Origin of the sequence: Falsiroseomonas sp., from assembly GCF_051859025.1 — a bacterium.
GTDB lineage: Bacteria > Pseudomonadota > Alphaproteobacteria > Acetobacterales > Acetobacteraceae > Falsiroseomonas.
The window spans coordinates 112,678-126,329 of sequence record NZ_JBHYGL010000037.1 but is presented as its reverse complement, the minus strand read 5'-3'; the positions used below and the strand labels follow the sequence as shown (position 1 = coordinate 126,329).

At 72.4% G+C, this 13,652-nt stretch carries 8 protein-coding genes; all 8 read right to left on the bottom strand.

The window, feature by feature from the left end; all coding sequences use genetic code 11:
* Positions 1-58: 58 nt before the first annotated feature.
* A complete protein-coding gene (locus ACTIE5_RS23680) occupies positions 59-1,162 on the bottom strand; it encodes a hypothetical protein (RefSeq protein WP_439552191.1) in 1,104 nt (367 codons plus the stop codon).
* A gap of 269 nt (positions 1,163-1,431) precedes the next feature.
* Entirely contained in the window at positions 1,432-2,841 is a 1,410-nt protein-coding gene (locus tag ACTIE5_RS23675; protein ID WP_439552190.1) for a formylglycine-generating enzyme family protein, read from the bottom strand.
* 367 nt (positions 2,842-3,208) lie between these two features.
* Positions 3,209-4,375, bottom strand: a complete 1,167-nt coding sequence (locus ACTIE5_RS23670) for an FtsX-like permease family protein (protein WP_439552189.1) — start codon at positions 4,373-4,375, stop codon at positions 3,209-3,211.
* Positions 4,375-5,082 (bottom strand): ABC transporter ATP-binding protein, encoded by a 708-nt coding sequence (locus ACTIE5_RS23665; RefSeq protein WP_439552188.1) that lies wholly within the window; start codon positions 5,080-5,082, stop codon positions 4,375-4,377. The genes ACTIE5_RS23670 and ACTIE5_RS23665 overlap by 1 nt, the downstream gene beginning before the upstream one ends.
* Positions 5,079-6,980 carry a vWA domain-containing protein gene (locus tag ACTIE5_RS23660; protein ID WP_439552187.1) on the bottom strand — a complete coding sequence of 634 codons (1,902 nt, stop codon included), beginning with the start codon at positions 6,978-6,980 and terminating at the stop codon, positions 5,079-5,081. The genes ACTIE5_RS23665 and ACTIE5_RS23660 overlap by 4 nt, the downstream gene beginning before the upstream one ends.
* Positions 6,977-8,002, bottom strand: coding sequence for a hypothetical protein (locus ACTIE5_RS23655; RefSeq protein ID WP_439552186.1), 1,026 nt, complete (start codon positions 8,000-8,002; stop codon positions 6,977-6,979). The genes ACTIE5_RS23660 and ACTIE5_RS23655 overlap by 4 nt, the downstream gene beginning before the upstream one ends.
* The gene (locus ACTIE5_RS23650) at positions 8,002-10,617 is read right to left on the bottom strand and encodes a virulence factor SrfC family protein (RefSeq protein WP_439552185.1); all 2,616 of its coding nucleotides are present in this window, start codon (positions 10,615-10,617) and stop codon (positions 8,002-8,004) included. The genes ACTIE5_RS23655 and ACTIE5_RS23650 overlap by 1 nt, the downstream gene beginning before the upstream one ends.
* Positions 10,614-13,568: a virulence factor SrfB gene (locus ACTIE5_RS23645; RefSeq protein WP_439552184.1), complete on the bottom strand. Its 2,955-nt coding sequence runs from the start codon at positions 13,566-13,568 to the stop codon at positions 10,614-10,616. Before ACTIE5_RS23645 ends, ACTIE5_RS23650 begins: the two co-directional genes overlap by 4 nt.
* Positions 13,569-13,652 lie beyond the last annotated feature (84 nt).

The following is a 13,652-nucleotide window of genomic DNA, read 5'->3' as shown; positions in this document are numbered from 1 at the left end:
ACCGCTGAGGCGGCGGGCAAGTGCCCATCTATCGTTGAGGCGGCGGGCAAGTGCCCATCTATCGTTGAGGTGGCGGGCAAGTGCCCGCCAGGGCACAGGCCAATTGATCCGCGGCCGCCGGGCCGGGCGGGCGCGCGACGGGCGCCGGGGCAGGCGCCGGGGTGGGCGCCGGGGCAGGCGCCGGGGCGGCACCCGGCAGCACCGGCCGTGGCGCGCTGGCGACCGGCGGCGGGCGCTGCGGCTCCGGCGGCGGCGCGGGCGGCACGAACACGGGTGCGGCGCCCAGTGGCGGCGGCTTCTCATCCCCGCCGCCCAGCCCCTGCTGGCTCATCGGCCCGCCGGGCTTGCCGATGCCGGCATCCACCGGCGGGCGCGCGGCCTGCTGGACCGGCGGCTGCGCTACCGGCGGGCGCGGCGCCGCCTGGATGGGGGCGGCGGCGGGGCGCGCGGGCGTCAGCGTGACGTTACAGGGCTGCTGGCCGACCAGGCCGCGCGCATGGATGCGCTGGGGCGTCACGACCAGGGCATCGAAGCTGGCGGCACCGCTGCGCGGCCCCTGGCCATCCAGGCGCATCAGCGGCGTCGGGCTGACGCCCAGGATGCGGCCCGCCATTCGCACATCCTCGAATGCCAGGGACAGCACGTTGTTCGTCACCGTGCCGCGGGCCTGCATCTCCCCGTTGTCGGAGAGGTCGCGCGTCGGGCAACTCACCGTGCCGGCCCAGGGGCCTTCCAGGCTGCCTCCGGTCACGGCGGGCTGGGCTGTGGGCCTGCCCTGCTGCGGGGTAGCCTGCTGCGCCGCGCCGGTGGACAGCGCCAGGTTCAGATTGCAGGGGCGGTCGCCGACCAGGCCGCGCGCATGGAGCTGCCCGCCGGGCAGGACCACGCCGGTGAAGGCGGCCGTCATCTGCCGCGTCTCACCCTCCAGCCGCACCGCCGCCGCGCCGAGGTTCAGGATGCGGCCGCTGACCACCATCTCCGGCAGCGTCACCGTCATCTCCCCGTTCCGCACCTGGCCGCGCACCGGCGTGCTGCCGCTGTCGAACAGGCTGCGGGCGGGGCAATCCAGCGTGCCGGTGACCGGCCCCTCGAAGGATTGCGCCTGCGCGGGCCAGGCGAGGGCGAAGGGCAGGGCGGCCAGGGCGACGGCGCGCAGGGACAAGGGGGTCTCCGAATTTCGGTGCGGCGCAGGATAGGGGCTCGCGCCGGGCTGCGCCACGATCTCACCCAATCGTGGCATAGCCGTGTTGACAGGCTGCGGAAGAACGGGCGGCTGAGGATGGGCGAGCGAATTTTCGCGCAGGATTAAGGAAGACGCGCAGGCACGATGTGGTGGCATCGTGGCAAGCGCCAAAGGGGGTTGGCCCGAATCCTGCGCGGAAAGGCGCCGTCCAGCCGACCCGTCCCGTTTTTCCGCAGCCTGTTAAGGCATCATCTCGGCGCGGGTGCAGCGGTGGTGCGCAGGATGTCGGCGCGCAGCACCGCCACCGGGGGCACGCTGCCGCGGCGCGCGGCCTCCGCATGGCTGGCCACCAGCATCACATGGGGCAGCAGCGCCGGCACGTTCTGGGCGCGCAGCTCCTGCTGCACCACCTCCACCTCCGCCGGCACGGCCACGTCCGTTGCCTGCGACAGTTGCGCGATGATGGCGGCATAGGCGCGGACGCCGCCCTCCACCTCCGCCTGCACCGCCGCCAGCATGGGCCGCCAGGCCTGGGCCTGCTGGGGCGTGGCGCCGAAGGCGCCGGGATTGTCCACCATGCCCTGCAAGCCATTCGCCCGCTGCTGGGCGATGAAGACGTTGCGGGACAGCACCGCCGCCGCCTGCAACTGCGCCCGCGCCGCGACCCTCGCCCGGTCGGTCCTTTCCCGAGTCTCGCGCGCATAGGCCGCGCCGAGGCGATCGAGCGCCGTCTGCATGGCGGGGTCCGATTGTTCCCGCCGCAGCGCCGCGATCAGCGCCGCCGGGTCGTCCTGCGTGCTGGCACGGGCGCGGGTCTCGGCCTCGAACGCCGATCGCAGCGCCGCCGTATCCGCCAGGCTGCCCTGCGCCGGCGCCGCCAGGACGAAGCGGAAGCCGACCGTCGTGATGCGGGTGGGCTCCCCGCTCGTCGTGTCGTAGGGCGCGTATTCGATGCGGAGGCTGGACCGCAGCTGCGCCTCCCCGGTGTTCCGGTAATCACCGCCGCGCGCCACCAGCCCGCCCGCCAGCCCATGCTGCCGGCCGACGCGGTTCAGCCGGAAGGGCTCCAGCGCCCATTCCGCCGCATTGCCCAGCATGTCGTGCAGCCCGAGCGGATTGGGCCGCTTCAGCCCGATCGGCGAAAGCCGCCCCGCGGCGCTGCGCGGGCCCTGGAACCAGGCATAAGCCTCCGGCCCCTCCGGCATCGGGGGGGTGCGGGCCTGGAACTCGGCCTCCGCCACCGCCGCGCCGCCGCGCGCCGCATATTCCCACTCCGCCTCCGTCGGCAGGCGCACGAAGGCCGGCGCGCCACCCCGGCGCGGCAGGCGCGGCCCGCCATTGCGGGCGAGGAAGCCCGAATAGCGTTGCGCCGTCTCCATCGCCTCGAACCAGCTCACCTCCACCGCCGGCAGGCGCGCGGCCGGGGTGTTCGCGGCCGGGCAGGTCGGGTTGCGCAACGCCTCCAGCTGCGTGCGCGTCACCTCATACTTCGACATCCAGAAATGCCGCGGCTCCGCACCCCCGCCGAAGGGGCCGACCAGATAGGTGCGGCGCAGATACTCGATGTAGCCCGTCTCGGTCTCCGCACTGCCCAGCAGCAAAGCGCGATCATCCAATCCGCCATCGCCCGCCGGCGTATCCACCCGCCGGAACGCCATCGCCCCCCCACACGGCAAGGGCAGCACCAGATCATCAGGCAAGGCCCGCGGATTGAACGCCGCCGCCGGCCAGGTCGGCGTGGGCTGGGCCAGCGCAGGGGCGGCGGAGAGGATGAGGGCTGCGAGGGTGGCCAGGGCATGGGGACGCCGTCCCCCTGCACCCCCTGCAAAGGGGCAGCGGCCCCTTTGATCCCCCTTCAATCGGATGGTGGGGGGAGGGGCACGGAACGCGCTTGCGGCAAGCGGTTCCGCGGAGCCCCTCCCCCCACCATCCGATGCAATGCCTGGGGTCCAGGGGCCCGCTGGCCCCTGGCAAAGGGGGTTCGGGGGAAACGGCGTTTCCCCCGACCTGCCACCCACGCCGTCCTCATTCATCCCGCAGCCCCTCCGCCGGGTCCGCCCCGGCCGCGCGTTGGGCGGCTGCCGCGGCCGCCAGGATGGCGGCGGTGGTGGCCAGCAGGCAGGCGAGGGTGAATTCGTCGATGCCGATGCGGGCGAGGTCCCGGCCTTCGGCGGTGCCGAGGAGGGAGAGGCGGTTGACGGCCTGGGCGGCGCCGATGGCGATGGCGGTGCCGAGGATGCTGCCGCCGATGGCGTAGGCGATGCCTTGCCAGATGGGGATGAGCACGAGCGTCAGGCGCCGCAGGCCCATGAGGCGGAGCAGGGACAGGGTGCGCCGCTTGCGGCTGATTCCGGCCCAGAGCGCGCTGCCGAGGCCGAGGATGAAGCCCGTGGCGCCGACGGTGGCGATGACGGCGAAGCCCGCGGTCAGGTTGCGGTCCAGCGCCAGCAGCGCGGCTACGTCATCGGCGCGGGACCGGGTTTCGATGCCTTGGGATTGGAGGAGGGCGACGAGGGTCGGCACGTCCTCCAGCCGTTTCGCGTGCAGCCGGAAGCCTTCCGCGCGGCGGGGCGTGCCATCGGCGGTGCGGTCATCGAGGAAATCCTGCACGCGGCGGCCGAGGGCGGGGGGCGCGAAGATGGCGTCCCGGTCGAAGGCGCCGGCGGGGGCGATGGCTGATGTGGCGAGGTCGAGGTTCAGCACTTCACGCCCGTCACCGACGCGGCGGATGATGCGCAGGCGGATGGCGTCGCCCGCGCTGATGGAAAGGCGCTGCGCGGCGGAGGCGGTGAGGATGACCTGCGTGTCGCCGGGCGGGGCGATGCCGGGCAGCAGGGGGTCGCCGGGCGCGGTGGGCAGGATTTCGACGGTGGTGACGCGGCCGGGGCGGGCGGTGGCTTCCAGGCTGCCGGTGGCGGAGAGCAGGCGTGTGCGGGGCACGAGGAAGCCGGTCTCTGGCCGGGCGGCCAGCGCCGCGAACCAGGCGGCATCCAGCGCCAGGTTCTGGATGTTGGCGATCTCCCGCGTGCGGGGGCTGGCGGCCAAATCCTCCTTCAGCCCCGCCACCACGCCGGCGCGCAGGCCCGCCAGCAGGATGAGCGGCGCGATGACGGCGGCGAGCGCGAGGACGGAGCAGAGGGTGAAGGCCGGTTCGCGCCGGAGGTCGGCGAAGGCCAGGCGGAGGGAGCGCATCAGGCGTCGGCCATGGCGGGGACGCGGGCGGAGGCTGGGCCAGGTTGCAGGGGGATTTCGAGGAAGCCGGCGGCGCGCGCGGCGGGGGCATCATGGGTGGCCAGCAGCACGGCGGCGCCGGCGTGCCGGGCCTGTTCGGCGAGCAGCGCGAGGATGGTGGCCGCCATGTCGGGATGGACGCTGGCCGTCGGTTCGTCGGCCAGCACCAACGCGGGCCGATGCGCCAGCGCCCGCAGGATGGCGGCGCGCTGGCGCTGGCCGACGGACAGCGTGGCCGGCATACGCGCCAGCAGCGCGCCGATGCCGAGGCGTTCCGCCAGCGCCGCGAGATGGCCGGGGTCGCGCCGCCCCGCGAGGTCCTGCGCCAGGGCGGCGTTGGCGCCGACGGTCAGGAAGGGCACGAGCCCGCCGGTCTGCAGGACATAGCCGAAATGCCGTGCGCGAAGCCCCGCCAGCGCATCCTTCGCGCCCTGCGCCCAGAGAGCGGCGGCATCCGTGCCGCAGACCTCCAGCTTCGCCACGGCGTCCGGCCGCCGGGCAAGCGCGGCGACGTCGAGCAGGGTGGATTTCCCCGTCCCGCTCGCCCCGGTCACTGCCACCAGCGCCCCGGGGGCAAGGTGCAGTGCCTCGATGGTCAGCGTGAAGGCGGCCCCGCCGGCGCGGCGGGCGGCGACCACCCCCTCCAGCCGAAGGGGCGCTGTGGTCACGGCAGCTGGTCGAGCGGCATGGGGAAGACGGCCGCGCCGGCATCTGCCCCGCTGCCGAGCTGCGTCCACAAGGCCGGCGTGCGGGCGTATTCGTCGTAGAGCCTGAGCTTGGCTTCCAGTGCGTTGAGAAGCTCGCGCTGCCCGCCGGATTGCAGTTCCAGCCAGCCGCGCTCGGTCAATTCCATGACCTGGCTGCGATAGGGCAGGCCGTCGAGGTACTCGCCGAAGGCGGCGCCGAGGCGCTCCAGGTTGCCGATCCGTCGCGGATCGCGCGCGGCGGAGAGTGCGGCGTTGCGGATATTCGCGAAGACCGTCTGCGGCTGGAGGCGCCCGGCATTGGCGCCATCGATCACCAGCCGCAGCGCGCTGCGAAGGTCGGAGAGCTGGTCGCGCGTCAGCAGGATGCGGACATCGAGGTTGGCGCGGTTGCTGTCCGCCAGGTCCCGGTCCGTCGTGAAGCTGCGCACGATATCGGGCGCCGCCGCGTCCTGAACGCGGCCGAGATAGGCGAGGCGCATGGCCTGGCCCACCACGTCGATCTGCTGTTCCACCTGCGGCGCCGCGGCCGCGGGCCCGCCACGGAGCTGCGCGATGGGCGTGTTGGTGACGGCGGCGACCTGGCGGAGCAGGGCTTCGGTGATGGCCTCCACCGTCTGGCCGAAGGCCGCGACTTCGCCGTTCGGGATCGGGAAGTAGAAGGGCTCCGGCGCGCCATCGAAGCGGGTCAGTTCGCGATACTGCGCGCGGGCGCGGGCGTGGTTGTTGCGGCCTTCTGGCGTCAGCACATGCAGCGCGAAGGTGGCGATGGCGCGCTGCTTCAGCAGTTCGCGCATCTCCGCGATGCCGAGGCGGGTGGAGGAACGGGGGTCGGTCGCATCCCGCGTGCCCGCATCCGTCACCAGGATGATGAAGCGGCCACCGAGGCTGTTCCAGTCGGCGGCATCGAGCGCGGCGCGCAGGCCTGCGATGGCATCCTCGTCGAAGCCTTCGTTGCTTTCGGTGGCGGCGGCGGCTTCGGCGATGCGCGGCAGGATGGCGTCCGCGGGCGCGCTGAAATCGGCGCGGGCATGGGTGCGGGTGACGTATTCCAGCGCCTGGTTGCCGCCGAGGTCATCGCGATAGGCGACGAGCCCGAAGCGGAATCGGTCCCGCAGCGCCGTGGTGCCGATGCGCGCCATGACGTTGCGGATCGCCTCCCGCGTTCGGTCGAGGTAGGGCTGCATGGAGAGCGTGGTATCCACCACGAAGACCAGCGCGCCCCTGAAATCCGCCAGCGGATCGCGCGGCGGCGGCGCGTTGCGGCGCTCCGCGGGGGCGGAGGCGACTTCGAGCAGGCGCATGCGGTCGCCGCGTTCGTTCTCGACTTCCTCCGCGCTCAGCACGGGCAACAGATAGAAATTGCGGCTGATGTCGACATAGGTTTCAGGTTCGAGGGCGATGACGCGGCCATCATTCGCGCGCCGCGCCTCCGCCCCCGCCGCCGCCATATCCCGCGACAGGATGATGCGGCGCAGCGCGGGGCCTTCGGCGAAGAACATGGTGCGTTCGCGGCCGGCGGGGTTGGTGAAGGCCAGCACCATGGTCTGGCCCCAGGGGAGCGAGCGTTCCTCCCGCATCCAGCCCTCGGTGGTGCCGGTGGCGTCGCGGCCGACCTCGATCCAGGCCTCCGCGCCGCTGCCCTGGCGGGCGAAGACGTGGAACAGGGTGAAGCCGGGGACTGGCGTGGATGCGGTGGCGCCCGGTGTGGCGTGCAGCGTGGCGCCGGGGCGCGTCAGCACCTTCTGCGTCAGCGTCTGCTTGCCTTCCATCAGCAGCGCCCGCCGCGCACCAGCGGGCGCTTGCGCCATGGCGGGGAAGGCGATGAGGGCAGCAAGGATGAGGGCGAGGAAGCGCATCATGGCCAGAAATCCCGAAGCGCGAGTTGTGCCACCGTGTCACCACCGCGTGCCGCGGTTTCCAGCCTGTCGCGCAGGATGGCGCGCGGCGCCGCGGCGGTGGTATCGCCCGCGCGTTCCGCGTTGCGCCACAGCTCCGCGGCCTTGGTGGGGTTGGGCATGGATAGCGCGCCGCCGGGCGCGAAGGTGGCGGGGTCATAGAGCCGCGCGAGGGCGCTGATCGCCGGCGCGTGCCCCGCATCGGCCGCGAGTTCGATCAGCAGCAGCGCATCCTGCGGGCGCGCGGCCTGCCGTGCCTGGCCGATCGCCAGCACCCGCGCCGGCGGCAGGTTCATCGCCGCGATCTCGGCGGGGGTGGCGGTGGCGGTGGGATCGGAAGGCGCGGGTGTCGCAGGTGCCGGTGTCACGCCGGCCTGTTGCGGTGCGGGCGCGGGCCAGAACCACCAAGCCGCCGCGCCGGCGCTGGCCAGCAGCAGAAGTGCCGCCAGGATCAGCGGCAGGCGTGACGGTGGCGTGGGCGCCTCCGGCGCACGGATCGGCGGTTCGATCGGGCGCGGCGGCGGTTCGATGCGCGGCGCGGCGCGGATCACCACCGTCTCGTCTTCCGTCGGCGCTTTCGGCGCGGGGGGCTCCACGCGCCCCGGCATGCGGCGCGGCTGCGCCTGGCCGGGCCGGTTGGCACCGAAGCCGCCGCGCTTGCCGCTCTGCGCCGGGGCGATTTCCGGCCAGATCACCACCTGGTCGATGCCGAGCGCGGGAATGCCGAGGCGCACCGGGCCCGGCTCCAGATGCTCCGCCGCCTCCGGCCCCAGCACGAGCACGAGGTCATCGCCCTCCGCGCCGCTCTCGATGGGCGTGAGGCGCCCGGCCGCGACCTGCCAGCCATCGGGGCCGAGGCTGTCCGCGCCGAAACCCTCCCGCGTGAAGGTCACGAAGGGCGCCTCGCGCCCCGCCATGCCGGGCAGCACCAGGCGCGCGCAGCCTTCGCCGGGGCGGTGGGGGTCTTCCTCGATCCGCAGGCGCATCACGCCGCCTTCGCGCCATGCAAGGCGGTGTCGAGGTCCGACAGGATGCGCCCGAGCGCCGCGTTGCGCGCGACATCCACCGCATCCTCCCCGTCGCCCTGCACGTTCAGATCCGTGGAGCGGAGGAAGGCCTGCACCCAGTCGAGGCTCTGCTGCCGGTCATAATCCGCGGCGACGACGCCCAGCGGCGGCAGCCCATCCAGCTTGGGCCGCGGCGCGAAGACCGGGCGGCGTTCGGCGCCCACGACGGGGCGATCCGCGATCGGCTTGGCGTCGAAGCCCAGCGCCGCGACGAAGCCGCCGATGCGCAGCGCCGCACACAGCCCGCAGATGGCCGCGGCGGCGGAGGCATGGCGGCGGAAGCCGAGGATACCGCGGAGTTCGGCGGCGAGTGCGGATTGCAGCTTCTCCCGCCGCGCGGATCGCAGCAGTTCCGCCACCAGCGTCCCCGCCACTTCCGGCGTCATGCCATAGAGCGCATGCGTCGCTGGCGCATCGGCGAAGGCGTGCAGCCGGTCCGCCCACAATTTCAACGCAACCGAGGCCAGGTGATCCGCCTCATCCTCCGGCCCCGCGCTTTCCACTTCCGGCGGCGGTTCGTCGCCGAAATCCAGTTCCGCCAGCAGCCCCGCCGCGCCGGTGCGGGCGCCGACGGGGATGGCCCCGGCCTCGGTCGCGGCGAAGCGGGTGCGTGACAGCACAGCCGAAATCTCATCGGCCTCTGGCGCCAAAGCGCGCAGCAGATGGCCGAAGCGCTGCCGCTCCACCGCCTTCGCCAGCGCGATGGCAACCGCGCGGGATGCGGCGCGGCGCTTGGCGAGTTCCTGCGCCAGATCAGCGGAATGCCAATGCGGCAGCAGCCTTGCGCGCAGGCGTTCACCAAGGTCCGCCAGCCGCGCCGCCACCTGCCGCCGCTTCAGCGCGGGGTCGCAGACCGGCCGCAGCCGCGCGGCCAGATGCCCGATGCCGCCGTCATTGAGCCGCATCGCCTCGTCCCAGCTCAGCGCGGGGTCGGCGAAGTGCTTGCGGGCATCGTCATTGCCCAGGAAGTCGGCGCGAAGCTGCGCGACGCGGGCGGCTTCCTGCGGGCGGATGCCGGTCTCCTTGCCCTGGTCGTCGTAATCCAGGATCGCCTTGTTCGCGACGTTGGGGTTGCGCAGCCAGAAGAGGTTGTCGAAGGGTTTTCCGGAATGCCATTCGCGCGGCCAGGTGCTTTCCTTGCCGAAGAAATCGATGAGCGAGGCGGCGAGCCGCGCTGTCCAGCGCCCGCCGCCTTCCGCCTGGCCCTTCTTGCTCTCGAACTCCATGTCGAACTTCGTCAGCACGAAGAACAGCGCGGTCGGCTGCGTCGCGCGCTTGGCCGGCGTGTCGCCATGCGTGCCGTTGATCCATTCCTCCACCATGCGCGGCAGGGTGCGCACTTCCTGGTTGGAAGGACCGATGCAGAGCAGCATCCCGGTCAGCTCCGTCTCCGCGCAATAGCGCTCGAACAGATAGGCGACCTTGCCGCGCAGCAGCACGGCGGGGAGCTTCGCGGGGTCCGCCAGGTGCTTCGCGGGGTCGCGGATCTGTTCGCGGGACCGCGCGCCGGGGAAGTCCAGCAGATCCGTGACGTCGAAGAAATCCCAGGGCTTGTCGCGCAGCTGCACGGTCACTTCCGCGACCAGCGCGGCCAGCACCGCGCGCGGCAGATCGGCGCGGAGGCCGCTGCGCGTGGCTACCGCGATGGTCGTGTCATCGGGCGCGCCGAAGCGGTTGAGCGTCAGCACGTCGATGATGCTGGATTCCCGCGGCACCAATGCCGTCAGCGGGCAGAAGGCGTCATCGGGATGGCCGAGCTGCGCCAGCGCGCCCGCCAGCCGCAGATAGGCATCATCCAGCCGTGGCACGCGGCCCCAGACCAGGCCGAACAGCGCGGCGCGGGCGGGGTGGTCGAGCCGTGGCGCGATCTCGCTCGCCGCCTGCCAGAAGCGCGCAGCCTTCAGCGCCTGCACCAGCGCATGGCCACCGAAGCGGCCTTCGAAATATTCGCGGAGGTCGACATAGACATCGTCTTCGCTGAGCCTGTCGAAACCCGTGGGCAGCATCCGCCCGCGCGCCTGATCCAGCGCGGCCTCGATCGCGCCGGGGGAGGGGGCCTCGACGTCGGCGGGATCGAAGTCGGAGAGGAAGGCGTTGCCGATGATCTTCACCACATCGGTCTGCGACAGCAGGCGCAGCGCCACGGGCATCCCCGGCGGCGTCGCGATGCGCTTCATGGTGAAGCGCGTCACCAGGCCCGTCGCCTCCCGCCCGCCTTCCGGGTTGATGTCGCGCACGAAATCCACCGCGCGATCATCGAACATCGCCATCAGCGGCGCGTCCGGCGACTGCGCCAGCGCGGAGATCAGGTAGGATTTCCCGGCCTGGGACGGCCCGAAGACGCCGACGCACATCGGCCGCGAAGCCGCCGCCGCCAGCCTGCCCGCGCGCAGCCCCACGCCGCGCAATTCCCGCGCCAGCGCCGCCGCATCCAGCCCGGGGCGCGCCGCGGCCCCGAACCAGTCCAGCGCGCGGCCCGCGACCTCGCCCACCTTCTTCGCCTCGGTGGCGAGCTTCTCGTCAGCGTTCGTCACGGTACCCCCAGCGCGCCCGTGTCGCGCCAATAGCCGCCTTCGTCGCGCATGGTCTGCAGGCGCATGCGCACCGTCGTCGGATGGCGTTCCTGGCCCTCCGCGTCGCGGATGCTGGCGGGCTTGAATTGTTCGCGGCTGGCTTCCGCTTCCGCCGAACCCTGGTCCGCGATGCCGCGCGCCAGGCGCACCGTCAGCGGCAGCGCGAGGTTCCGCACATCATCCGCATTGCCGAATTCCAGCGCATACAAGGGAGTCGCTGGCCATCTCTCCAGCGGCAGTTGGCGAAAACCGAGCATGGAGGGTGCCTCGAAGGGTATCTCCACCTCCACCGCCACGGCGGTATCGGCGTCGAGGTCGATGTCCCGCATGTATTCGTTACGCTGCAACAGCTGGCCCGATGTCTCCAGCCGCCCGATGTAGCGCGCGGTGGATTTCATGCCGAGGCGTGAGGCGCGCAGCAGGAAGCCGGGCAGCGAACCCTCCGCCAGCGCCGCGACCATGGCGCCGACTGCGGCGGTGGTCTTCGGGTCCTCGATCCGCGCATGGGCATCGCGGAAGGGGTACCAGCCGCCGGCGGGGTAGCCCTGCATGTGCACGATGCGATGCGCCGCCACGGGCAGCTTCGCCAGCACGATGTCCATCACCGCCCGCAGGCGGGATGGCCGGCCGGACAGCAGCAGTACGTCGCAATCATAGGCGTGCGTGGCCTCACACAGGTCGGCCAGGATCGGGCCGAGCGTGCCGCGCACCAGCCCATCCATCACGTTGGCTTCCGGCGCCACCTCCACGCCGCTCAGCCGGAAGTCGCTAGCCCCGGCATCCAGCGCCAGCCGTTCGAAGAAGGCGCAGGCGCGGTCATGCCGCGGCCGGCCCGGCCCTTCCGCGATGCCGAGCCGCGCGACGACGCCGACCGCGCCGGGCTCCATGACTTCGTAGCCCGAGAGCAGCGCCAGCGCGCAGGGTTCCAGCACGCGGGCCACGAATTGCCGCGTGAGCTGCCGCTCGGCCTCCGACTGCCCACCCCGGGCGCCGCCCAGCACGCGGCGCAGGAAGGCCTTGGGGTCGCGCAGCCCGGCTGCCCCCAGCGCGGCTTCCAGCGGCGGCAGGACCACACGCTCGATCACGGCCTGCAGCAGGTCGTCGCCCGCGATCTTGAAGCCCTCTCGGAAATTCTGCGTCGGCCTGATTTCCTGGTCCTGCGCCAGGGCATAGGTGGTCACGGCCAGGTCGGTGGTGCCGCCGCCGATATCGATGCTGGCGATGCGAAGAGAGGGCTGCGCGCCATCCCGCACGCGGCCCATCAGCGCGAACAACTGCCGCGGATCGGCCTGCAACCGGTGCACGGATTCCGCATAGAGCCACACAAGCTGCGTCGCCGTCGCTTCATCGAGGTTGGAGGAAACGCGCGGCGGCAGCGGCGCCGCGATGGCGCGCTCCGCACTGCCCGCCGTCCAGCCCATCCAGGCCCAGACCAACTCCACCGCCGCTTCCGCCCGGCGCCGCACGATGCGCTGCTCGGCGACGGGCATCGCGGTCGGCAAGGTCAGCGTCACGCGCCGCAGCCTGCGCGGCACATCGGCGTTGCGCCGCGCGGCGCGCGTGGCTGGCGCGTTGATCTGGCTGATCGCCTGCAACAGGATCTCCGCCAGCATCAGCGTGTAGAGCGAGGAGCGTGAGAAGCGCGCGCGCACCGCCGGGGTGGCGTTGCGGTGCTTCGACAGCAACTCCCCCGTTTCCGTCAGCTCATTCATGAAGGCGCCGGACACCGGCTGTTCCCCCGCCGTGCCGAAGGCCGCAGGCGCCGACCCCGCGCCGAAGCGCCAGCCGAGCACGGAGGGTCTTTCATCCCAGAGGTAGCGCTTGGGCGATGACAGCCCCGTCGCGCCCTCATTCCCCACGGACAGCCCTGCCAGCCTGACCGCTTCCGGCCCCACGCGCAGCGGCGAGGGCCAGGCGAAGGCGGCGGCGCGGCCGGATCGGCGGGACAGCGCATCCTGCCCGAAGCTGGCGCGGGAGAACTCCACCCGGCTCTCGAACGGCTTGGCCGAGACGTGTTCCGGCTTGCTCAAATCCCGCAGCGCGAGCGGATAGGAATCATTCAGCGACAGCGGCCCATCCGGCGCGCTTTCCACCAGGATGCCGCAGGTCCGCGCATTGCCGATGTCGAGCAGCAGGTCGACATCCACCATGGCGCTGCGTCGTCCCGACACGCCGGCATCCACCAGGCGCATGCGGGGCGCCGCGCCGGCATGGGTCAGAACTTCCAGCAGCGTCAGATACCGGGCGAAGGGCTCCATCCGGTAGGGAAGCTCCTCCAGCTTCACCGCCTTGCCGCGCCGCTGGGCGGAGACGAGGTCGAGAAACATCGTCTCCAGCCACTGGCCGAACCAGCCTTCTGCGAGGAAGGACGCATTGTCCGCCAGCCGCGCCGCCAGGCCGAATTCCTGTTCCTCCGCCGCGTCCTCGGTACTCGGCCCGGCATAGGCACGGCCATCGCGGCGGGGCACCAGCGTGGTGTCGAAGGCCAGCACGGCGCGATGGGTGGCGCCGCGCACCGTGCCCGGCGGCAGTTCCACCACGCGCAGCCGCGCCCAGTTGGTGGGGCCTTCGTCGAAGATCGGCATGCCATCCGCGCTGCGGGACTGCACGCGCAGGAAGGGGAGGGGCACCCATTGGCCGAGGAAGGGTTCCAGCGCCTGGGTGCGGGTGATGCGATAGACCTCATCCTCCGGCGGGTGGTTGCGCCCCACCGGGTCGAACAACTCGCCCTCATCCGACTGTTCCAGCGCGCGCAGCAGCACCTGCTGGTCGCCCTGGGCGTCGCGGAGGTGCATCGGCTTCTCGTCCCAGAAGGGGCGGCTGATGCGGGGCAGGGCGTTGATGTCGAAATCGACGTCCAGGAACTGGATGCCGGATGCCGGGATCAGGCTGTGCAGGGCGGCGCGGTTCATGGCGTGGCGCGGCTTCCCGGTTCTGACGTTAAGGCGGGAGTATCGCCCGCAACCCCTTGGCGCGGCAAGGAAGAGGGTTCCGCG

What these genes read in the sequence shown, in the direction of transcription:
- ACTIE5_RS23675 (WP_439552190.1), bottom strand. Translation starts at nt 2,841, where the DNA reads ATGGCGTTCCGGCGGGTGGATACGCCGGCGGGCGATGGCGGATTGGAT.
- ACTIE5_RS23670 (WP_439552189.1), bottom strand. Translation starts at nt 4,375, where the DNA reads ATGCGCTCCCTCCGCCTGGCCTTCGCCGACCTCCGGCGCGAACCGGCC.
- ACTIE5_RS23660 (WP_439552187.1), bottom strand. Translation starts at nt 6,980, where the DNA reads ATGATGCGCTTCCTCGCCCTCATCCTTGCTGCCCTCATCGCCTTCCCC.
- ACTIE5_RS23655 (WP_439552186.1), bottom strand. Translation starts at nt 8,002, where the DNA reads ATGCGCCTGCGGATCGAGGAAGACCCCCACCGCCCCGGCGAAGGCTGC.
- ACTIE5_RS23645 (WP_439552184.1), bottom strand. Translation starts at nt 13,568, where the DNA reads ATGAACCGCGCCGCCCTGCACAGCCTGATCCCGGCATCCGGCATCCAG.